This is a genomic window from Qipengyuania sp. NPDC077563, assembly GCF_044901345.1.
GTDB lineage: Bacteria > Pseudomonadota > Alphaproteobacteria > Sphingomonadales > Sphingomonadaceae > Qipengyuania > Qipengyuania aestuarii.
In genome coordinates this window covers 90817-112123 of record NZ_JBJDPC010000002.1, presented here as the reverse complement: position 1 = coordinate 112123, position 21307 = coordinate 90817, and the positions used below count along the sequence as shown (strand labels likewise).

Annotated in this window: 18 protein-coding genes and 1 riboswitch; of the genes, 4 read left to right on the top strand and 14 right to left on the bottom strand. The window is 60.0% G+C overall.

Going from position 1 to position 21307, the window contains the following annotated elements; all coding sequences use genetic code 11:
- Positions 1–50 precede the first annotated feature (50 nt).
- Both ACI2I1_RS06290 and ACI2I1_RS06285 read left to right on the top strand, forming a co-directional pair.
- Positions 51–1622 (top strand): tryptophan halogenase family protein, encoded by a 1572-nt coding sequence (locus tag ACI2I1_RS06290; RefSeq protein WP_404678424.1) that lies wholly within the window; start codon positions 51–53, stop codon positions 1620–1622.
- A complete protein-coding gene (locus ACI2I1_RS06285; RefSeq protein WP_404678423.1) occupies positions 1619–3151 on the top strand; it encodes a tryptophan halogenase family protein in 1533 nt (510 codons plus the stop codon). The genes ACI2I1_RS06290 and ACI2I1_RS06285 overlap by 4 nt, the downstream gene beginning before the upstream one ends.
- Before the next feature lie 36 nt (positions 3152–3187).
- Here ACI2I1_RS06285 and ACI2I1_RS06280 read toward each other — a convergent pair whose 3' ends face one another.
- Genes ACI2I1_RS06280 through ACI2I1_RS06270 form a run of 3 tightly spaced genes read right to left on the bottom strand, consistent with a single transcriptional unit; the run spans position 3188 to position 7683 of the window.
- Positions 3188–4651 carry an FAD-dependent oxidoreductase gene (locus ACI2I1_RS06280; protein WP_404678422.1) on the bottom strand — a complete coding sequence of 488 codons (1464 nt, stop codon included), beginning with the start codon at positions 4649–4651 and terminating at the stop codon, positions 3188–3190.
- Positions 4648–6189: a tryptophan halogenase family protein gene (locus ACI2I1_RS06275; protein ID WP_404678421.1), complete on the bottom strand. Its 1542-nt coding sequence runs from the start codon at positions 6187–6189 to the stop codon at positions 4648–4650. Before ACI2I1_RS06275 ends, ACI2I1_RS06280 begins: the two co-directional genes overlap by 4 nt.
- Positions 6190–6249: 60 nt before the next feature.
- Positions 6250–7683, bottom strand: coding sequence for a sugar porter family MFS transporter (locus tag ACI2I1_RS06270; protein WP_404678420.1), 1434 nt, complete (start codon positions 7681–7683; stop codon positions 6250–6252).
- A gap of 96 nt (positions 7684–7779) precedes the next feature.
- Here ACI2I1_RS06270 and ACI2I1_RS06265 point away from each other — a divergent pair, with 96 nt between their 5' ends.
- Both ACI2I1_RS06265 and cobU read left to right on the top strand, forming a co-directional pair.
- Entirely contained in the window at positions 7780–9351 is a 1572-nt protein-coding gene (locus tag ACI2I1_RS06265; RefSeq protein ID WP_404678419.1) for an aldehyde dehydrogenase (NADP(+)), read from the top strand.
- Positions 9352–9527: 176 nt separating this feature from the next.
- Positions 9528–10043 carry a bifunctional adenosylcobinamide kinase/adenosylcobinamide-phosphate guanylyltransferase gene (gene cobU, locus ACI2I1_RS06260; RefSeq protein ID WP_404678418.1) on the top strand — a complete coding sequence of 172 codons (516 nt, stop codon included), beginning with the start codon at positions 9528–9530 and terminating at the stop codon, positions 10041–10043.
- On the opposite strand, the gene cobD is transcribed toward cobU, so the two are convergent.
- The 11 genes from cobD to cobT form a co-directional block, all read right to left on the bottom strand.
- Complete coding sequence (gene cobD, locus ACI2I1_RS06255) at positions 10018–11025, bottom strand: threonine-phosphate decarboxylase CobD (RefSeq protein ID WP_404678417.1); 1008 nt, start codon at positions 11023–11025, stop codon at positions 10018–10020. The two genes, cobU and cobD, sit on opposite strands and share 26 nt — an antisense overlap.
- Complete coding sequence (cbiB, locus tag ACI2I1_RS06250) at positions 11022–11969, bottom strand: adenosylcobinamide-phosphate synthase CbiB (protein WP_404678416.1); 948 nt, start codon at positions 11967–11969, stop codon at positions 11022–11024. Before cbiB ends, cobD begins: the two co-directional genes overlap by 4 nt.
- Positions 11966–13426 carry a cobyric acid synthase gene (locus ACI2I1_RS06245; protein ID WP_404678415.1) on the bottom strand — a complete coding sequence of 487 codons (1461 nt, stop codon included), beginning with the start codon at positions 13424–13426 and terminating at the stop codon, positions 11966–11968. The genes cbiB and ACI2I1_RS06245 overlap by 4 nt, the downstream gene beginning before the upstream one ends.
- Positions 13427–13432: 6 nt before the next feature.
- The gene (locus tag ACI2I1_RS06240; protein WP_404678414.1) at positions 13433–14206 is read right to left on the bottom strand and encodes an ABC transporter ATP-binding protein; all 774 of its coding nucleotides are present in this window, start codon (positions 14204–14206) and stop codon (positions 13433–13435) included.
- On the bottom strand, positions 14203–15180 hold the full coding sequence (locus tag ACI2I1_RS06235) for a FecCD family ABC transporter permease (protein WP_404678413.1): 978 nt from the start codon (positions 15178–15180) through the stop codon (positions 14203–14205). Before ACI2I1_RS06235 ends, ACI2I1_RS06240 begins: the two co-directional genes overlap by 4 nt.
- The gene (locus ACI2I1_RS06230) at positions 15177–16013 is read right to left on the bottom strand and encodes an ABC transporter substrate-binding protein (protein WP_404678412.1); all 837 of its coding nucleotides are present in this window, start codon (positions 16011–16013) and stop codon (positions 15177–15179) included. Before ACI2I1_RS06230 ends, ACI2I1_RS06235 begins: the two co-directional genes overlap by 4 nt.
- Positions 16013–17905: a TonB-dependent receptor plug domain-containing protein gene (locus ACI2I1_RS06225; RefSeq protein ID WP_404678411.1), complete on the bottom strand. Its 1893-nt coding sequence runs from the start codon at positions 17903–17905 to the stop codon at positions 16013–16015. The genes ACI2I1_RS06230 and ACI2I1_RS06225 overlap by 1 nt, the downstream gene beginning before the upstream one ends.
- 158 nt (positions 17906–18063) lie before the next feature.
- Positions 18064–18283: riboswitch (cobalamin riboswitch) on the bottom strand.
- 33 nt (positions 18284–18316) lie between these two features.
- The gene (gene cobO / locus ACI2I1_RS06220) at positions 18317–18922 is read right to left on the bottom strand and encodes a cob(I)yrinic acid a,c-diamide adenosyltransferase (protein WP_404678410.1); all 606 of its coding nucleotides are present in this window, start codon (positions 18920–18922) and stop codon (positions 18317–18319) included.
- The gene (locus ACI2I1_RS06215; RefSeq protein ID WP_404678409.1) at positions 18919–19452 is read right to left on the bottom strand and encodes a histidine phosphatase family protein; all 534 of its coding nucleotides are present in this window, start codon (positions 19450–19452) and stop codon (positions 18919–18921) included. Before ACI2I1_RS06215 ends, cobO begins: the two co-directional genes overlap by 4 nt.
- Positions 19443–20195 carry an adenosylcobinamide-GDP ribazoletransferase gene (locus tag ACI2I1_RS06210; protein WP_404678408.1) on the bottom strand — a complete coding sequence of 251 codons (753 nt, stop codon included), beginning with the start codon at positions 20193–20195 and terminating at the stop codon, positions 19443–19445. The genes ACI2I1_RS06215 and ACI2I1_RS06210 overlap by 10 nt, the downstream gene beginning before the upstream one ends.
- Positions 20192–21193, bottom strand: coding sequence for a nicotinate-nucleotide--dimethylbenzimidazole phosphoribosyltransferase (gene cobT / locus ACI2I1_RS06205; protein ID WP_404678407.1), 1002 nt, complete (start codon positions 21191–21193; stop codon positions 20192–20194). Before cobT ends, ACI2I1_RS06210 begins: the two co-directional genes overlap by 4 nt.
- Positions 21194–21307: the final 114 nt, after the last annotated feature.

Sequence of the window (21307 nt, the reverse complement as noted above, 5' to 3'; positions counted from 1 at the left end):
GTCGCATGTAAGAAAAATGTCATAGTCCGAAAACGGGGAGGATCGGTCCGATGGCAAAACGTAATGGTATCGGTAACGTAAAACGGATCAGGCGCGTCGTCATTGTCGGCGGGGGCACCGCCGGATGGATGGCTGCTGCAGCCTTGTCACGCTTCTTTGACGACGGACAGAGGACGATCAAACTCGTCGAATCGGATGCAATTGGAACGGTAGGCGTTGGTGAGGCGACAATTCCCCCGCTTGCCAAATTCAACGCCATGCTCGGGATCAGAGAGGACGAATTTCTCAAGGCTACCCGCGGCACCTACAAGCTTGGGATCGAGTTCGCGAACTGGGGGCAGGTCGGCGACCGATACTTTCATCCGTTCGGCAGTTACGGACAGTCTTTCCACGGCATTCCATTTCATCAGCTATTTCTTAGGGAAAAAGCGCGAAGCAATGATGCGGGCTCGATCGGAGATTATTCGATGTGCACCGTAGCCGCAGCCCAGAACAGGTTCGCGCGGCCTTCGCCGGTGGCCAAATCGCTCGCGAACCAGCTTCGCTATGCCTATCACTTCGACGCTGCTCTCTACGCCGCTTTCTTGCGAAGGTTTGCCGAAGATCGCGGAGTGCTGCGCAAGGAGGGCCGCATCGCCCATGTCGAACGTCATGCCGAGAGCGGGGACGTTACCGCCGTATTATTGGAAAGCGGCCACCGGATAGATGGTGAATTATTTATCGACTGCTCCGGCTTCCGCGGTCTCTTGATCGAAGACACGCTTGGCACCGGCTATGAGGATTGGAGCGCCTGGCTCCCGATGGATCGTGCAATTGCGATCCCCACGTCAAATCCGGCATCTCCGCCCCCCTTCACGCATTCGACTGCCCACGGCGCAGGATGGCAATGGCGGATCCCTCTTCAGCATCGCACGGGCAACGGCCATGTCTTCTCAAGCGACCATATGAATGAAGATAAGGCCCTCGAAGTCCTTCTTGAGAATGTGGAAGGGAACCCGCTTCAAGATCCACGCACGCTCAAGTTCCGCAGCGGGATGAGACGGAAGGCCTGGAATCACAATGTGGTGTCGCTCGGCTTGGCAGCCGGGTTTATCGAACCGCTCGAATCTACGAGCATACATCTGATCCAGAACGGGATCGCGCGGCTCTTTGCCCTGTTTCCGGACAATCCCATCAGCCCGATTGAACGGGATGAATATAATCGCGGGATGGCCGATCTGTATGAAGACATCCGGGACTTCATCATCCTGCACTATAAAGCGACCCAGCGGGACGACACCGAATTCTGGCGCTATGTACGCAATATGACAGTACCAGACAGCCTGTCCCGCAAGATGGAGCTATGGCAACTGCACGGGCGTGTCTTTCGCGAGAACGCCGAACTTTTTGCAGCCAATAGCTGGATCGCGGTGATGCTCGGCCAGAACCTGTGGCCAAGTAATTATGATCCGATTGCCGACACGCTGGACGCTCAGAAGATTGGATTTGCCATGCAGGAAATGCGGAAAGCCTATGGCGAAACGGCAGGCAAGCTCCCTCTTCACGAAAACTTCCTTCGCCAGTCCGGCAGCTGGCACCAAACTGCGGAACCGGACGTGAGGCAGTCCGCCGGACCGTCATGAAAAACCAACCGGTTTCAAAGGTCGTTATCGTGGGTGGCGGGACAGCTGGATGGATGGTCGCCGCAGTATTATCAAAGGTTATGGGCGGGCTGCCCGGCTTCTCCATCGAACTGGTAGAGAGCGAAGCGATCGGCACTGTCGGAGTTGGCGAAGCCACTATCCCTCAGATCGTCAGCTTCAATCGCTTGCTGGGTGTAGACGAGATGGATTTCGTCCGTGAAACCCATGCCACCTACAAGCTGGGGATCGAGTTCGTCGACTGGGTTCGGGAAGGCCATTCCTATATCCATCCGTTCGGTTCGTTCGGCATCGACATGCTTGGCATCGAATTCCGTCATTTCTGGTTGCGGGGTCAGGAATTCGGAGCTGGCGAACCGATCGACCGGTATTCCATAGCCGCAATGGCGGCAAAGGCTGGGCGGTTCGATTGGCCGCGTCCCGACCGGCCGCGCTCGCCTATCTCCAGGCTCGCCTATGCTTTTCAGTTCGACGCCGGCCGCTATGCTCAATTCCTGCGCAGGATCGCAGGGGAAGCTGGTGTGTGCCGAGTTGAGGGTGAGGTCGTCGAGATCGCTCAAGACCCCGAGACCGGCTTCGTGAGCGGACTGAAACTGGCGAGCGGCAGCGAGATACACGGTGAGTTATTCATCGATTGCTCCGGATTTCGGTCGCTTCTGCTTGGACGGACTTTGGGCGTGCCATTCATCGATTGGTCGAACTGGCTTCCTTGCGACAGCGCGGTTGCCGTCCCTTGCGCACTCGGCGGAAGGAACGAGCCGTTGACCCGGTCAACTGCGCGCCCTGCAGGCTGGCAATGGCGTATCCCGCTGCAGCACCGCATCGGCAATGGGCATGTCTTTGCATCCGATCATATGGACCGCGAGCAAGCGACTGCCATCCTCCTAGAGAATCTGGATGGTGAAGTGCTGGCTGAACCACGGCACCTGAGCTTTACAGCTGGTCGGAGGGCGCGCGCCTGGGAGAAGAATGTCGTGGCGCTTGGCTTATCCGCCGGTTTTCTCGAGCCTCTGGAATCGACCTCCATCCATCTTGTCCAGTCCGGCATCGCTCGCCTGCTGACGCTTTTTCCCGATAACGACTTCTCGGAGCTCGAAATCGCGCGCTTCAATTCGGAAACGGAAAAGGAATACCGCGACATCCGGGATTTTCTCGTGTTGCATTACAAGGCCAGCGAGCGGGAGGACACCGAGTTCTGGCGCTATTGCCGCAATCTCGAAGCGCCTGCCGGACTGGCGGAGAAAATCGCGATGTTCCGGAGCTCGGGCCGCATCTTCCGCGAAGACAACGAACTCTTCACCGAGGAAAGCTGGACGGCGGTCATGCTTGGTCAGGGGCTTGCGCCTGGACGCTACCATCCGACAGCGCGCCTGCTCGACAGAACGGAAACGCTCGCACGTTTGCAGCATATCCGCGAGGCCATCGCAGGTACGGTCTCGCAAATGCCAACCCAGGACAAGTTTTTGCGGCGGCAAGGTGGTGCGATTAAAACCCCTGGCACGGCAATGTGAAGAAAGATTTCTTCAGGCAAACATGGCCTTACCGATTTATCGACGGTGTTCTTGACCGGGTATCGGGATCTGGCGCGTGACCCAAGCAAGCCACTCTTCATAAGGCGGCGCAAAAGCCAACGCCTCCGCCGCCAGGGTATCAAGCTGGCCCTTGTTCTTGATCTTTTGAGTTTCATCGATCGGACGGGTCGCAGGAGAAGTGCCCGGTACATGCCCTAGCGCGGTCAACAGGGAAAATTGCTCCTGCGCTGAGAGCGGGAATTCTTCCTGAAATGGAATTCTTCCACGGCGGGTAAAGTGATAGATCACCTTAGCCGCTCCAACTGGCAGCGCCATCCCGTCAAAAACGGTGCGCGCTCGAGAACTGGCGAAATGAATAGAGAGAATATCGCGCACTGCCTCCATCATTAACGTTGACCGGCGGTTATACTCCTCGCGCTCAAGCGGCTCTATCCGACGCCCCGGCAACAGTTTGAGCAGCAGGTCGATCTGTCGATGAGCAAGCTCAAGGTTCCAAGGACCAAGCGGCTCGAACCGTGAGCTGGCATCGCCCACAGCAATGACGTTACCGAGCCAGGGGCGCTTCACCCGGCCAGGTGCAAGATCTAATTGAAGTTCCGGCTTGCCGCCTAAAGCTGCAATAACCTCTTCCTCATTCGCGCTTTTGCCGACACCGACAGAAATACGAACCCCTTGCCTCCCGGCAACCCGCGAATGCCAGCCCGATTGAAACAGCGAAGTTCGGTCTTCAAGGTCGACCGCAGGACTGTTGACTTGCGCGGAATAGAGCTTGCGCGTCGGCAAAGCGTCCGCCCAGTCGACCACGGCAAAGTCGGGGTGGCATGCCAGCAAAGCCGCGCAGGGGCCGCTGCAATCAAGATAGAGGTCCGCTTCGATCCGATCCTTGCCGGCAACATGGATTGCTTCGATCGAGCCTGTCTGACTGCAATCAACAGAAGTGACCGGCCCAAGCACCGAAGCAATCCCAAGCTGACGGGCTTTCGCCGCAAGCAGGTTTCGATAAGCAGCTGGATCCCAGCGAAGGGCATGCGTAATTTGGCTCAAGGGCGTGGTGCGATCAGGCGCCGTTCGGGCAAAGCGTCCCGCGCCGACAAGACGTTCGGCAAGATACGAATTGCGGCCGAATGACGCTCCACATTGGAACATCGCCTTCGCTTCGGGCGAGAGGCTATCGCCATAGCAGAACACCCCCGCATCATTGGGCCCGTCCCAACCAAGGTAGCGGGTGAGCAGACGATGGCTTCCCGCTGCATACTGGATAATCGCGCTCTCTGCGATACCCAGGCGTTCGTGAAAGTGGTTCGTGAACGGCATCGAGGTGGAGGACCAATCGGAAAACGATCCGGGGCCTGGTACCTCTCCCGCAATAAGGACCTCGCAGCTTCGCACGGCATGCTTGAGCGCGATGGCTGTTATGATGCCGACTTGCCCTGCCCCAACCACGACGACACGACGCAGGGGTGCGCGCGCCTCGCTCATCCCGTTTGTGCGATCCGCGTAGGATCGGCCCTCAGGAAATCCCGGTGACGCGGCATGCTTTGCGCTTCCTTGCTTACCGCCTGGGCAAGCCGATCAACCGCACGTGCGAGTTTCGTCCGGTCGAGCACGCCCGGGCGGGCGTCATGCCGGTTGGGTATCACACCCTGGCCAATATAGACCGCGATCCAGCTAGGTTCGAAAAATAGGCCCTCCGAGTATTTCGCAATCCGGCCCGTGTTGCGCCAAAGATCGATTTTGTCGGCGAGCGTATCGGGCACTCGCAGCGTCCGCATGTCATTCCAGAAATCGGAATCGTCTCGTGATGTCGCATGGTAATGCAGGATCAAAAAATCCCGAATTCTATCGTACTCCATATCGACCAGCCGATTGAATTCTTCTCTGTCCTGCGGTTCAATTTTGCCTTCGACGGGAAACAGCTCGACAAGATAGGTGATTGCCATCTGCGCCAGATATATCGACGTGGATTCCAGCGGTTCGAGGAACCCGCTCGCCAACCCAACTCCGATCACATTGTGCGACCATGAGCGTCGCCTTCTTCCTGGGCGGAAGCGAAGAATGCGGGGGTCGGCCAGCGGGCGGCCATTGGCATTGGAGAGAATGGCTTCACACGCTTCCTCATCGCTGAGATGCGTACTTGAGTAGACATAGCCGTTGCCCATGCGGTGCTGCAATGGAATTTCCCAGCGCCAGCCTGCCGGCATCGCGGTTGCTGTGGTGTACGGCGATATGTCTTCACTCGAGTGGGTGCATGGCACCGCAGCGGCGCGATTGCATGGGAGCCAGTGGCTCCAATCTTCCCACTCCTCCTCGAGCTCTCCTCCCAGCAACAGCGAGCGAAAGCCGGAGCAGTCGATGAACAGGTCACCTTCGATAATCCTGCCATCTTCAAGTTCGAGCGCAGTTACATCTCCGCTCGAACCGTCACGCCGAACAGCAATAACTTTGCCCTCATGGCGAGTGACGCCAGCGTTTGTGGCGAAACTTCGCATAAAGGGCCCGAAAAGAGTGGCATCGAATTGATAGGCATAGCCATAGGTGGAAGCGAGGCTTTCATCGGCCGCAGGGGGACAGAACCGATTGGCCAAAGCTGCGGCTACCGCCAGCGAATAGTCGCCAAGCGGACCAGCGAGACTATGCTCGCGCAATTCGAGCCAGTAGTGGTGGAAAGCGACGCCGTTCAGTTCTTCGCCGAAGGAACCGAAAGGATGGATGTAACTTTCCCCGATCCGTCCGAAATCCCGAAAATCGATGCCCAGCTTGAAGGTCGCCCGCGTGGCTTCCATGAACGCAGCTTCGTCGATGCCCAGCGTTTCGATGAAGCCCCGGAGATGCGGTAGAGTTGCCTCACCCACGCCTACTATGCCGATATCTTCGCTCTCGATTAGCTGGACTTCCACCGCTTCCGCCAGCAAGCGTACGAGGCCCGCGGCGGTCATCCACCCAGCCGTACCACCGCCTAGCACGACTACGCGTTGCTTCCCCTTCTCGCCTGACCTGCCCTGGTCGCGCCACGTCATGAGATAAATGTTATCAGCACGAGACTAAGCGAACCAGAGCACGGCCAGAATGCAAAGCGTTTACCCTTCCATCTGCTCCAGTTCGAGACCCTTGGTTTCGCGGACTATCATCCAGACGAAAATGACCGAAAGGGCAGCGCTGATCGCATAGAACCCGTAGGCTCCCGTCAGTCCAACGCTCGCCAGCATAATCGGGAAGGTCATCGTAATGCCGAAATTGGCCACCCATTGGGCAAAGCCGCTCACTGCGAGCCCCGATCCGCGGATCTGATTGGGGAACATCTCGCCCAGCATGACCCACATCACGGGGCCCCAGCTGAAGTTGAAGAATGCGACATAGATGTTTGCGGAGATGAGTGCCGCAAGACCTGCTCCGTCGGAAAGCTGCAGCTTTCCATCCACAAGTGACCCGCTCATGAAAGCGAGCGCCATGATCGCAAGAGTGACTGCCATGCCGATCGAACCGATCAGAAGCAGAGGCTTTCGGCCCAGGCGGTCGATCAGAGCGATGGCGAGCAGGACAGAGGCGATGGAGATGGCGCCGCTGAGGATGTTGATCTTGAGCGCATCGGATTCGCTGAAGCCGACGGCCTGCCACAAGACAGCACCGTAATAGAACACCACATTGATGCCAACCAGTTGCTGGAACACGGCCAACCCGATCCCAACCCACACAATGCGGCGGACCTTGCCCGTATTCTTGTCGAGAAGATCCGAGAGACGAGGCGCATGGTCATTCGACACCGAGGTCTCGATTTCGCCCACCTTGCGGTTGGCCGTAGCGTCGCCGAACAGGCGATACAGCACCGAGTGAGCCTTGTCGCGTTCGCCCCTGGTGACCAGATAACGTGGGCTTTCAGGTATGAAGAACAGCGCCAGGAGGAAAATCGTCGCCGGAATAAGCTCCATCCAGAACATCCACCGCCAGGCTTCGAAACCGAGCCAGAACTGGTCGGTCGACGAGCCCGCAAATTCAGCCAGAAGATAGTTGGAAAGAAACGCGGCGGTCAGACCGACGATGATCATAACCTGTTGCAAGCTCGAAAGCCTGCCACGCATGGCCGCCGGCGTCACTTCGCTGATATAGGCCGGTGCCAAGACGCTGGCCGCTCCCACTGCGAGGCCTCCGATGATACGGTAGACGACGAATTCGCCCGACGATCCAGCGATACCAGACCCATAGGCGCTGATGATAAAGAATGCCGCCGCGATCAGCAGGGTGCGCTTGCGCCCGAGAATGTCCGAAAGTCTACCGGCGACGAAGGCACCAACCGCACAGCCAAGCAGCATCGACGCGACATTGAAGCCCGTACCCACGTCATCCGAATCGAATGCAATCCGCAAGCCATCGACAGTTCCATTGATGACCCCGCTATCGAAGCCGAACAAAAACCCGCCCAAGGTAGCGACCGCCACAATTGCGGAAATCAGCGCCATATTGGCGCCTGTCTGCACTCTCTCCAAAATTCCCTCCCTTGCTGTGCTGTTGCACAATCGTGTGTATATGTTAGCGCTACCTTTGACGGAAAATAGCGGCTTTGCAAGTCGCCTTTTCATCCACTCAGATTTTGAATCCAGGAGAGAATGCCCATGCTGACAGGCAAAAATTACATCGCAGGCGAATGGCGGGGCGGTGACCGCAGTTTTACAGCAGTCGATGCCGCGAGCGGGGACAAGCTCGAACCACATTTTGCCGAAGCTTCGAAATCGGATGTTGCCGCTGCGTGTGCCGCAGCCGCAGAAGCTCAGAAAGTGTTCGGGAGCCTCGCACTGGGCAAACGCGCCGCATTCCTACGTCTCGCCGCGGACAAGATCGATGCGCTCGGAGACACACTCACCCAGCGCGCAATGGCCGAAAGCGGTCTTCCCGAAGCCCGTTTGAACGGTGAACGCGGCCGTACTGTCGGCCAGCTTCGCCTGTTCGCCGACGAAGTGGAAAACGGTGCGTGGCAAGGTTTGCGGATCGATCATGCCAATCCGGAGCGCAAACCGCCCAAACCCGACCTGCGCATGCGCAAGATCCCGCTGGGACCAGTCGCCGTCTTCGGCGCGAGCAACTTCCCCCTCGCCTTCTCGGTTGCCGGAGGCGACACCGCCTCGGCATTCGCCGCCGGCTGCTGCGTCGTGGTCAAGGGCCATCCTGCGCATCCCGGCACCTCGGAACTCGTCGGTGGAGCGATCGCGGAAGCCGTGAAGGAAAGCGGCCTTCCCGAAGGTGTCTTCTCGCTGCTGTCGGGCACAGATTTCGAGCTCGGCGAAGCGCTCGTCAAGGACCCTCGAATTGCCGCAGTCGGCTTTACCGGCTCGCGCTCGGGCGGTCTCGCGTTGATGGAACATGCGGCAAATCGCGAAGTGCCAATCCCGGTCTTTGCCGAGATGAGCAGCATCAATCCCGTAGTACTCTTGCCGAACCGGCTTGCAGAAGCGCCCGAAGCTCTGGCGGAAGCCTATGTCGGGTCGCTGTCGATGGGTGCAGGTCAGTTCTGCACCAACCCCGGCATCGTGCTGACGGTTGAGGGAGAGGCGACCGACCGTTTCATCGCCAAGGCACGCGAAGCGCTTCCTTCGGTTGCTGCGCAGACCATGCTGACCAAGGGCATCAGCGATGCTTACCGTAAAGGTATCTCCACCCTTGGCTCGCTCGACGGTGCCGAACCCGTTGGCGTAGGCCAGGAAGGGTCGAGTGCCTGCGGCCGAGCCGAGGTATATACAGTGTCGGCTTCCGCTTTCCGCAAGGATAACGGGTTCGAGGAAGAAGTCTTCGGGCCAAGCTCGATCATTGTCCGCTGCAGCGATCTTTCCGAAGTCGCAGAAATTCTCGAAAGCCTCGAAGGGCAGCTCACGGCTACTCTGCACCTGAACGAGGCCGATCATCAGGAAGCGGCAAAGCTGCTGCCAGTGCTGGAGCAGCGCGCAGGGCGTATCCTTGCGAACGCTTGGCCGACCGGTGTCGATGTTACCCACGCCATGGTCCATGGTGGGCCGTTCCCGGCGACTTCCGATGGACGCAGCACATCAGTGGGCACGCTGGCTATTGATCGTTTCCTGCGCCCCGTGTGTTACCAGGACCTTCCGGAAAACTTGCTTCCGGAGGCATTGAGAGAGGGCTCACTGGGCTCGCTTACGCGCGTTGATGGGGCCTACCAGCTCGCAGAAAAATAAGATCGGCCACAGTTTGATCTACAATGAAGGCGGGGCGTCGGACGCCTCGCCTTTTTGTTTGCCAGTACTTTAAACGAAAGGTTGAAACCGGATCAGTGCCAGCTTGACGCGGATAACGGCTTGAGCTGTTGCCCTCTGACATCCGAATCACCTGAACCGGGAAGAGACCACAAAACATGGGCCAGCTTACTCTGCTTCTCGGTGGCGCCCGGTCTGGAAAAAGTCGCAGAGCGCTGGCTCTCGCGGAAGAGATGCTTGGTCCCCACATCTTCGTTGCGACGGCGCAAGCCTATGACGCGGAGATGGAGGAACGCATCTCGCTGCATCAGGCTGAGAGGGATGCGCGTTGGACAACTATCGAAGCGCCGCTCAATTTGCCCGAGGCGCTCGCCAAGCAATCGCAGGGCACTCTAGTCATCGACTGCTGCACCATCTGGCTCTCGAACATCATGCTGGCAGACCGCGGCACGGACGCGGCAATGACGGCGTTGATAGACGCTCTAGGCCAAGCCGAAGCCAGGCTCATTCTGGTCAGCAATGAAGTCGGGTCAGGCATCGTCCCCGAGCATGCGCTTGGCCGGCGATTCAGGGATGAACAGGGAAGACTGAACCAGCGACTTGCTGAAATCTGTGACCGCGTAGAACTCGTCGTCGCAGGAATTCCGCTCACCCTGAAGCAGCCAAAGCCCTAGCCAGTCGGGACAATGCTTGCGCATCGGGCGGCAGGCCGATGCGTAGCGCCGTGCTCTGGTCCTCGAAACGGCGAACGGCGATGCCTTGGTGGGCAAGTCTGCGCCAGACAGCTTGCGCATCTCCGGTTTTTACATACCGAAAAAGATCGGTGCCTCCGACATCTTGAAGCCCCTCATTTGCCAGCACCTCCCGTAAGCGGGTCGCCGCATCTGCCAAACGGCTGCGGGTGGCTTCGTGCCAAGCTTTATCGGCATACGCTTCTGCACCAAGCGCCAAGGCAGGACCGGAAACATCCCAGACGCCAAATCGCTCAGCAAGCGATGCAAGGATATGAGGCGGGGCAAGCACAGCGCCAAGGCGCGTACCTGCGAGCCCGAAAAACTTCCCGAACGACCGCAGGATGATCAGCCCTTCGCGTCCTGCGAACGGCGCCATGCTGGCGGCAGGGTCGAGATCCGCGTACGCCTCATCAACAATCAGCCACCCGCCGCGCTGAGCAAGTCGCCCCCGGACCTCCTCGAGTTCTGCTAACGTCCACCGATATCCGTCGGGGTTGTTGGGGTTGACCAGCACCACGGTATCGACCTCGTCGACCAGTTCCAGCGGCCGCTCGACTTCCCGTAGTTCGGCGCCCGCGACATCCCATGTCGTAGCGTGGTCAGCATAACTGTGAGATCGCAGGGCGATGTGGCGTGAATGAAGAACGTTCGGCAGTTGGCGGATCACCATTTCGGTTCCTGCAATAGCACGGCAGACACCCGGATTGCAGCCAAACGCAACTGCCATCGCAACTTCGCAATTGATGCGCGCCTGTTCACCCGGCAAGCGCGCCCAAGCTTCCGGCGCCAAGGCTGGCAGGGGATATGGCCAAGGGTTGATCCCAGTCGAAAGATCAAGCCAGGGCGTTGGTGCATTTGGGAATGCTCGTGCCATGGCATCGATCTGTCCGCCGTGCCCGTTTATATAGTCGTATCGCGTCATCGGGAGGTAACCCACCCCAGCGCCAGCAAGCTAAACCCCGTCACCGCGATTGCATAGCGGTAGAGGGCAAGGGCCTGAGCCAAGTCGGCCATAGATGGATCGCGCCCCTCTGCATTCAGCCAAGGCTCGTTTGCAGTACTGTCGCCATAGTGCCGCGGCCCGGAAAGCCGTGTCCCCAATGCCCCAGCCATCGCTGCTTCCGGCCAACCAGCATTGGGCGAGCGATGACGGGACGCATCGCGAAGCATCACCTCGATAGATCTGTGAGAGCAACTGACGAGACAGAACAGCAAACCGGTCAGCCGCGCAGGCACCAGATTGGCCAGATCGTCCAGTCGCGCCGCGACCTTTCCGTAGGCCTCAAATCGCGGGCTGCGATGTCCGATCATGGAATCGAGCGTGTTGATCGCCTTATAAGCGAACAGCCCGGGCAGGCCGAACAGTGCGCCCCAGAACACAGGCGCGATAATGCCATCGGAGGTGTTTTCCGCCAGGCTTTCGATCGCCGCTCTCGCGATGCCATGTTCGTCCAGCGATCGCGTTTCGCGGCCGACTATCATGCTCAGTGCCTCGCGAGCAGCGGGCAAGCCGTTCTCAGAAAATGCAGACGCAACCGCCGCCACGTGGTCGTAAAGAGATCGGGTCGCAATCAGGCTGGCGGCGATCACGGACTGCAACAGATATCCCGCCCATCCCTGGGGCAAAACCGCTTGTAAAGCGATTCCTGCGCAGGAGACAATCACTACGAGGACAACGGTCGTTATACCTCCAAGGAAGATGCGCACCGTGCGGCCAAAGCTTTCGCGGTTCGAGAACCTTTCCGTGCGGCCAACCAGCCAGCCGAACCAGCGGACGGGATGTCCGATGCGTTTATCCAGAGCATCCGGCCAGCCGAAGATCGTTTCCAGAACCAACCCGCCGAGCATCAACCACAAGGCATTCATCGCGCCAGCCCGAACAGCGCATCGACATCGAGCGCAGCCTCTACGCCGTCTGCCAATTGGTCCAGTGCGTTTTCAATGCCCTCTTCATAGTCGAGCACACTTACCCGCCCACTGCGTAGCCCTTCGAGCCAATACCCGCGGAATTCGTCGCTGCTGAAAAGCCCGTGCAGATAGGTGCCGATCAGGCGACCTCCGTTCTTCACAGCACCATCATGCGTGCCATCTTCCAAACGACAGAACGGGTTGTCGAGAGCCAAGCCGGTGGATTGGCCGGAATGGATTTCATAGCCACTCACGGCGATCCCCCGAGCCAGCGTCGTCCCACACGTCGGACGCAAGGTTTTCTCTCCTGTCATGCGGGTGCTCATGTCGAAAAGTCCGAGAGCGTCAGCCGTACCTGCAGGACCGTCGCGTCCCTCGGGGTCCTCGACCCGGCAGCCGAGCAGTTGGAAACCGCCGCACAGGCCGACCACATGCGCACCCCCGCGAAAGGCGGACAGGATGTCATGATCCCATCCCTCCGCACGCAGCATGGCAAGGTCGGCCAGCGTCGATTTGGTTCCTGCAAGAATGATCGCGTCGGCTTCGCGCGGGATCGGTTGCCCGGGCGGGATAAAACGCAGATCCACATCGGGTTCAGCACGCAAGGGGTCCAGATCGTCGAAATTGCTGATCCGCGACAGCATCGGAACCGCAATGACAATGCCTCGACCAGCAGGAATTGACCGATCAAGCACGACTGCGTCTTCGGCCGGGAGTCGCGCCGCGCAGGCCAGCCAGGGCACGACGCCGAAGGACCGCCATCCAGTACGCTCCTCGATAAAGCGCAAACCGTCGTCGAACAGCGATAGATCGCCGCGGAATCGATTGATGGCGAACCCCGCTACCATCGCTGCATCCTCCACATCGATCACTGCCTTGGTCCCGACGATGGATGCGATCACCCCGCCCCGATCGATGTCTCCGATCAGAACCACCGGGACATTCGCCGCCCGTGCGAAGCCCATATTGGCAATATCGCCGCGGCGCAGGTTGACTTCGGCAGGGCTCCCCGCACCTTCGACAATGATCAGATCATAGGCGCTGCGCAGGCGGCCGAACGCGGACAGGACAGGAACGAGCAGTTGTCCCCGCTCAGCCATATAGAGTGCCGCCTCTTCGCTGCGCAGAGCTTTCCCATCGACCACTATTTGCGCGCGGCGATCGCCTTCAGGTTTGAGCAGGACCGGGTTCATGTCGGTCGTAGGCTCGAGCCCAGCTGCTCGGGCCTGCAAAGCCTGGGCCCGCCCGATCTCCCCTCCGCCCGCGCACGCAGCTGCATTGTTCGACATATTCTGCGGCTTGAAGGGCGCGACTTTTATGCCCCGGCGATATGCGATGCGGCAAAGGGCGGCCACCAGCAGCGACTTGCCGACATCCGAGCCAGTACCCTGCAGCATGATCGCCCGTGCACCCATACCGGATCAGGCCGGGCCTTGGATGTCGAGGCGCAAAGCCCGACCTTCGCGCCTGACATGTGCGGCGATGCCGAACACCGAACGAAGCCGGTCCGGGGTGCAGGTTGCCTCCGGCGGACCATCCGCAACGATCCTGCCGTCATGCATCCACAGCAGCCGGTCCGCATAGCGAACCGCAAGATCGAGGTCGTGGATCACGGTCAGCACGCCGCGCCCATCGCGCGCCATATCGGCAAACAGGCGCATGGTCTGATGCTGGTGTCTCGGATCGAGCGCTGCGACCGGCTCATCGGCAACCATCAGAGCAGTTTCCGCCGCGAGTGCCCGTGCCAGGTGGACCCGCGCAAGCTCGCCCCCGGATAGCGTATCGGCAGCCCGATTTTCAAAACCCTCAAGCTGGCAGGCAGCGATGGCGCGTGTCACAGCGATTTTATCTTCGGGCGAAAGGCGGCCAAGCGCTGCGCCATAGGCAAATCGCCCCAGCGCAACGATGTCCTCAACCGGTTGCGGCCAGACCAGGGGCCGGGTCTGCGGCAAATAGGCAACGCGGCGGGCGCGCTCGATAGGCGACAATTCGCCACTGGGCATGCCGCTGATTTTCACCTCTCCGGTGGCGCCGGCAACAAGGCCGAGCGCGAGGCGCAAAAGAGACGTCTTGCCCGATCCGTTGGGACCGATCAGCGCCGTCAACGTGCCTGACTCGATCGTGAAGCCGGCATCGCTCACGAGAGCTGTGCCGTCAATTGCATGGTTCAGCCCGCGAGCTTCGAGCAGCATCATGCGAGCCTCCTGCGCGATGCGATCCAGATGAAAATCGGTGCCCCCAAAAGCGACGCAACCACTCCCAGTTTAAGCTCGCTATCGGTGGGTAATACGCGCACGCCGATATCGGCCAACACGAGGATCAACCCGCCCAGCAGCGCCGAAGGCACCAGTAGTCGCGCGGGATCGTAACGCAGGAACGGGCGCACCAGATGCGGCGCGACGATACCCACAAAGCCGATCGCTCCGGCGAGAGACACGGCCGCGCCAGTTGCGAGCCCGGCGCCGATGATGACGGCCAGACGCTGGCGGCGCAGGTCGAGGCCAAGCCCCTCGGCCGCTTCATCGCCGAGTGAAAGAGCCGACAGGCCTCGCCGCGACATCAGCAGGATTATGGCCCCGGCAATCATGAAAGGAGCGGCGAAACTGAGATCCGCAAAGCTGCGATTGTCGACCGTCCCCAGCATCCAGTTGACCATGTCGGCCAAGCTGAAGGGATTGGGCGCAAGGTTCATCAGCAAAGCCATGATTGCCGCAGAGAAGCTCGACAGGCCTACCCCGATCAGGATCAAGGTCACCACCGAGCGTGTCCGGATCGCCGCCAGCGCTACCACCAGCGTCGCCAGCAATGCACCCGCCACAGCCGCCAGCGGCAGGACAAGCGGCCCCGCGGTTGCGAAGCCGAAATAGAGGACGAAGGTGGCGAACAGGGCGGCGGTGGCCGAAACGCCGAGAATGCCAGGCTCGGCAAGCGGGTTGCGAAGAAGGCCCTGCAGCGCTGCTCCGCTCATCCCCAGCGCGGCGCCGACCATTGCCGCTGCCAACGCGCGGGGCAAGCGGATCTGCCAGACCACCAGCTCATCCCCCTCGCTGCCTTGAAACGCCAGCGCCGCAAGCAAGCGGTCTATCGGAAGAGATACCGATCCCAGTGTCACCGAAAGCAAGAGGGCCAGCAAAAGTCCCACTGCGAGCGTTGCGAGCACCCGCGTCACGAGGCCTTCTCCGCCGCGTTGGCCAGTGCTTCAACCGCATCGAGGACAAACCACCCGCCACACGCTGTCCAAGCACCTTCGAGCGGCACGACAGGTAGCTCGCGTAATTGCGCGCGGGCAACCGGATGGCGCGCAGCGCTCCAATTGTCGACGTGGTTGGTCTCGCTTTCGAAGAAGGATGCGGCCACCATGTCCGGTTTTTCATAGGCAAGACGTTCGAGCGGAAGCGGGTTCCAGCCCGGTTGCATCTGGAAATTCTCTACTCCCGCGGCTTCGAAGAGTTCGTGCACCAGCGTACCTTCACCCGTCGTCACCCCCGCCGGGGTCATGTACAGGACGGTCTTTCGCGGCATTCCGCGCCTAGCGAGCGTTTCAAGCCGTCTATCCATATCGGCGACCAGCTCCCGCGCCTTCTCAGGCTTTCCCAGCGCTATTCCCGCTCGCAGCACTTCTTCGCGCACCTCCGCAAGTGTTTGCGGAAAACCGATTTGCAGGACCGGAACACCCGGCTTCTCCATAAAATTGGCGATATCGTGGCCCCCTCCGTATGTACGGACCACGAGATCGGGCTGAAGCACCAGCACATCCGCCGTTCGCGGACGGACGGTCGGGATGCCTGCGGCCTCGGCGCGCATATAGGAATACCGTTTCTCAGCATCGGGGGAGAGCGCAAGGATGTCCTCACGATCCGCGAACTTCAGCACATACTGGTCCGCACAGTAATCGAGGCTGACGATCCGCCGCGGCGCGTCGGCCTTTCGCCCCGCAGCCGGCACACAGGCCAGGAGCGAAAGGCTTGCTGCCGCCGCCGCGAGGATCGCCCGAAGAAACATCAGAGGCGGTATCTGACGCCGCCAAATGCAGCACGGCCGGGTTGACCATACCGATAAACGGTCTCGTATTTGGCATTGAACAGGTTCTCGACGCGCCCGAATATCTCGAGATTGTCGGCTATACCGTAGCTTGTCCGAAGATCGGTCACGACATAGCCATCAAGTTCTCGGCTATTGCCGGCGTTGTCGAAACTGTCGCCAACCATCAGGACCGTGGCACCCAGACCAATCCCGCTTTCGAGGCGATAGTCGACGACCAGGCTGGTCTTGTCCGTCGCCCTGCGGGGCAGGAAATTGCCGGTTGTCTCGTCGATTGCCTCGGTCGTCGTGTAATTGAGGGCGACGTTGAAACCATCGACCGGGCGCAGGGCAACGCCGAATTCCCAACCGTGCGCCGAAGTGAGTTCGGTGTTGTCATAATAACCGTATGGATCGGTATCGGTCGAAACGAAGCCAATTAGATTTTTAGAATCGCGCTCGAAATACGTCACTCCAGCTTGGGCGCGTCCATCCAGGAAGCGGTGCGTGATGCCCGCGTCCCAGCTTTCGGACTCTTCAGGCTGAAGCCCGGCGGTGCCGTAAACGCTGTAAAGCTGATAGAGCGACGGAGCCTTGAACCCTTCACCGTAGCTTGCGCGCACTACCGTCGCCCCATTATTGGGCGAATAAGCTCCGCTGGCCGAGAAAATTGTTTCATCGCCGTAGGTTTCGTGGTCGTCATAACGCACGCCGCCGGTCAGCGAGAGCCCGGCGAAAGGAGCCAGATTGAGCTGGCCATAAACGCTGTTGATCCAAACCTCTGCCTCGTCGGGCGTGGCGCCGTAGCTCGAACTGCGAAATTCGGATTCCTCACGCTCGGCGCCGAATACCAGTTCCGCGAATTCGGCAAAATCGAAACCGCCCTGATATTCGTATCGGCGGTTTTCCCCATGGGCATCAAAGGTCTCGCTATCGCTGCCGAAATCGAAGTTCCGGCGATCGATATTGGTATAGGCAAAACCGATCCGGTTATGCAGCCGCCCATCCAGGAAATCGGCGTTCAAACCAGCATAACCGACCAGATCGTCGCGGTAGGAAACTTCGGCAGTGTCGCCGAATCCGTTTGCGCCAAAGCCGTCGATGTCCGTCTTTCCGTCGGCATAGAATGCGCGCAGGTCGATCGAAATGTTGTCCGCAAGCGCGACATCCAACTTGCCGTTGACGCCGAGGCTTTCGAACCCGTCTCTCTCTTCTCCGCCGCGACCCTCGCTGAAGGCAGAAATACCGTCGGTGCGAAAATAGGTTGCCCCTACGCTGGCGGCTACAGGTCCAAAGCTGCGGGAAAGATTGCCGACCAGCTCTGCGCTGTCACGCTCGCCGTATTCCGCGCTCAGGAAGACGCCAAGATCCTCGCTCGGCTCGCGGGTGATGAGATTGACAACGCCACCGATCGCCTGGCTTCCATAAAGGACGCTCTGCGACCCGCGCACCACTTCGACACGAGCGATATTGCCGGTCAGAAGGGTGCCGAAATTAAATCCGCCACCAGTGGACGACGGGTCGTTGAGCTTCACCCCATCGATCAGGACCACGGTCTGGTCGCTATCGGCACCGCGAATGGAAAGGTTCGCGTTGGTCCCGATGCCCCCATTGCGGGTGAAGGTGATGCCCGGCACGGTCCGCAGCAGGTCCAGGGCATCGGTCGCCTGCCGGCTTATGATTTCGTCTTCAGCGATAACTGTGACCGACTCGCCTACCTGGCTTATGGCCCGCTCGGTTCGATTGGCGGTGACGACGATCAACTCCGAAGTCATATCGCCATCTTCGGGAAGATCGGCCGACTGGGCCTGAGCCGCGGTCGGGCAGACTGCCAAAGCAGCCACCGCGGCAGTAGTATAGAATACAGTTTTCATTATAAACCCAAAGTCACGCCACGCGGTGGCTCCGGCACCCGCATGGAAATCGACAGATGGCCCGCCGCACGCCCGCGCAGGACTTGCGGCACCGGAAACCGGCCTGGCTGCCGTTACTTCGGAAAAAACTTTCCTGTCCCATTGGGCTGGACCCGGCCCCGGACGAACGACGCGACGGCAGGTCTCCTGGCTTACCGATCAAGGCCTTCGAACCGCCTTCCCGGCGAGACCTGTGAGGCATCACCAGTGGCACAGTGGTCCGGGGCTCCCGGCTTACAGTTGCGGGCACAGCGCCGGATTTGTCCTGACAGACTCACCGACTTCCCTCTTAGCGACAGGCGTTTTCACACCTGAGGCACCGTCTGCCGGCGCCAATGGGCGCAGGGAAAGCTGGTGTCAATCCTGCCCGGATCAGAAGTCCAGCCCTTGCTGAGCCCTTATCCCGTTATGGAAGGCATGTTTGATTTCGCGCATCTCGCTGACCGTGTCGGCATATTCGATCAGGTCTGGCTTCGCATCGCGCCCCGTAAGAATGACACGGGTCTTGCCGCGCTGCTCCAGCACGTGGATGACGGCGTTCGAGCCGAGATAGTCGTAGCGCAGCGCGATATTGATCTCATCGAGTACGACCAGCGCATAATCCTGGCTGGCAATCAGTTCACCTGCCCTAACAAGAGCCTTTTCGGCAGCTTCTATATCACGCTCACGATCCTGCGTGTCCCATGTAAATCCATCGCCCATGACATGCCAGTCGACCAGTTCGGGAAAGCGCCCGAAGAATTGCTTTTCACCGGTCTTCCACTTGCCCTTGATAAACTGGACAACAGCCACTTTCTGCCCCCATCCTAAGGCGCGGGCAATGACGCCGAATGCAGAGCTCGACTTGCCCTTGCCATCGCCCGTGTGAACCAGCACCAGCCCGCGTTCTGGGTCCTTCAATTCGCGCCGTCGCTGCGCCTGTTCGGCCTGCAGTTTTTTCATCTGCGCCTTGTGGTCGTCCTGCTCGGTTGCGGTCATACAATCTGATCCGTTTCGAAGGTAAGAAAATCGCCGAAGCCAAGCTTCAGCTCGAAAGGGTCGGGATAGCCAAGGATGGCTGAAATGGCACGCGCCACTCCGAGGTGGCTGACTGCCAGAACGTCACCCCGCTCGCTGGCCACGTCGGCCAGATAGGAACGCGCGCGCACCATCAGTTGGGCGACACTTTCCCCGCCATGGGGCCGCGCATTCTGGACATCGCTGGCCCATAGATCGATCTCGTCGCGGGGGATGTCGTTCCATGGCTGCATTTCCCAATTCCCGAAGTGGATTTCGGACAGCCGCGGGTCGGTCTGCGTTTGCAGATTCAGCAATTGGGCGAGGTTCTGGGAAAGGTCCTTGCAACGGCGCAGGGGGCTGCTGTGCAATCTGCTGACCGGTCGATCGATACGGGAAAGGACGTCCAACAGTTCTGCATGATCGGGGATATGGGCGTCGATATTCGACTGGCCATAGCAAACGCCGGACACAATCTTCGGCCTGCCATGCCGCAAGAGGATCAGAGCCATGAGAGCAGGCCGAGGTAGAATCCTATTTCGGATAGCTGCTGGACCGCGCCGAGACAGTCGCCGGTGTAGCCCCCTAGCTTGCGTTCGAACAGCAATCGCGTGGCAAGGTGGCCCATGCAGAGGCCAACGAGCGCGCAAACCGTGGCGCCCATGCCTGTGAAGATTCCGAAGGCTGCCAATGCCGCTACGCCGGAAAGCGCCGCGACGATCAAGGCGCTGCGGGCCACGCCTGCGGCCACCGGCTTGGCTATGCCTTCAGGACGGGCGTAAGTACTGGTGGCTATCACTACGACAGCCGACAGGCGCGAGAGCCCGTGCGCGACGGGAAGCGCGGCAAGCGCGAGCACAGGCGGCATTGCGGCAAGCGCTGCGACCTTCAGGCCGAGCGCCACGAAGAGAGCCGCCGCGCCGAAAGTGCCAATTCGGCTGTCGCGCATAATCTCCATCATCCGCTCCGGCGTGGACGCGCCCAGTCCGTCGAAAAGGTCGGCCAGCCCGTCCTCGTGAAAAGCGCCCGTGGCGAGCAAGGTTGCGGCGCAGGCGAAAATGGCAGCGATAAAACCGCCGCCGATCATCCACCCTGGCAGAAATGCGAGGGCGCCGATCATGCCGATAAGCATGCCGACAAGCGGATAGAATCCCGGTGAGGCTTCGAAATCCGCGTCCGACAGCGCCTTGGTTCTTACCGGGATGCGGGTCAGGAACATCCAGGCCGCCAGAAAAGCAGCCAGCGGATTTGTCATGACGCTGAGCCCCCGGCACCGGAAACCCCGGCCTGCGAAAAGCTTGCCATCGAGAAAAGCGAAAGAGCCGCGCGGATGATGGGAACTGCCAGCAGCCCCCCCGTGCCTTCACCCAACCGCATGTCGAAATCGAGTAGCGGATCGGCATCCAACCATTCGAGCAGGACACGGTGGCCCTGTTCTGCCGAGCGGTGAGCATAGACGAAAGCATCGGCGCTGGCCGGTTCGATAGCCCGCGCGAGAGCCGCAGCGGAGGTGGCGATGAAGCCATCGACAACCACCAGCATGCCCGCTTCCGACGCGCCAATCATGGCGCCGGCCATCGTACCGATCTCGAAGCCGCCGACTTGCGCCAACACTTCCATCGGCGCCAGCTTACCCGTCCGTGCGGCCGCTCGCTCAAGCACTTTGCGCTTATGCGATAGGGCCTCGTCGCCAAGCCCGGTTCCGCGGCCGACGAGTTCGCCGATTTCCATCCCGCTGAGCTTGTGAACGACCAGTGTCGCCGCCGAGGTGTTGGCTATGCCCATCTCACCGAAACAGGCCATCTTGCCCGAAAGACCCGCGGCGAACCGGCGGCCCTGTTCGATCGCGCGTTCCGCCGTTTGGGCTGTCATGGCAGGACCGGCAGCGCTGTCCGCCGTGCCTGAACCCAGCCGTAGGTCGACCAGGGCAGGATGTGGTGCGGGAACCGCCGCGATACCGCAATCGACCACCGTGACCGGAACATTCAACGTGGCGGCAATCACATTCGCAGCCGCTCCGCCGGCAAGGAAATTCGCGACCATCTGCCCCGTTACTTCTTGCGGAAAAGCAGACACACTATTCGTGGCAATACCGTGATCGCCCGCAAAAATAGTCAGCGTCGCACCCATGTCAGGCGAATTCCGATGGCCAAGTACCGAGGCCGCCTGCACCGCCAGTTTTTCCAGACGGCCCAAAGAACCGATCGGCTTGGTCTTGTCGTCGAGGAGGCTCTGCAAATCTTCTTTCTTCATGCGCGGCACCTTTAGCGCAAGCCATTCGGGAAACAACCGAGCCATGACGGGCCGTGAAAAAGACGAGCATCCCCCGCGACCATATCGCTTTCATCGACAAGTGTGTCCGACAGG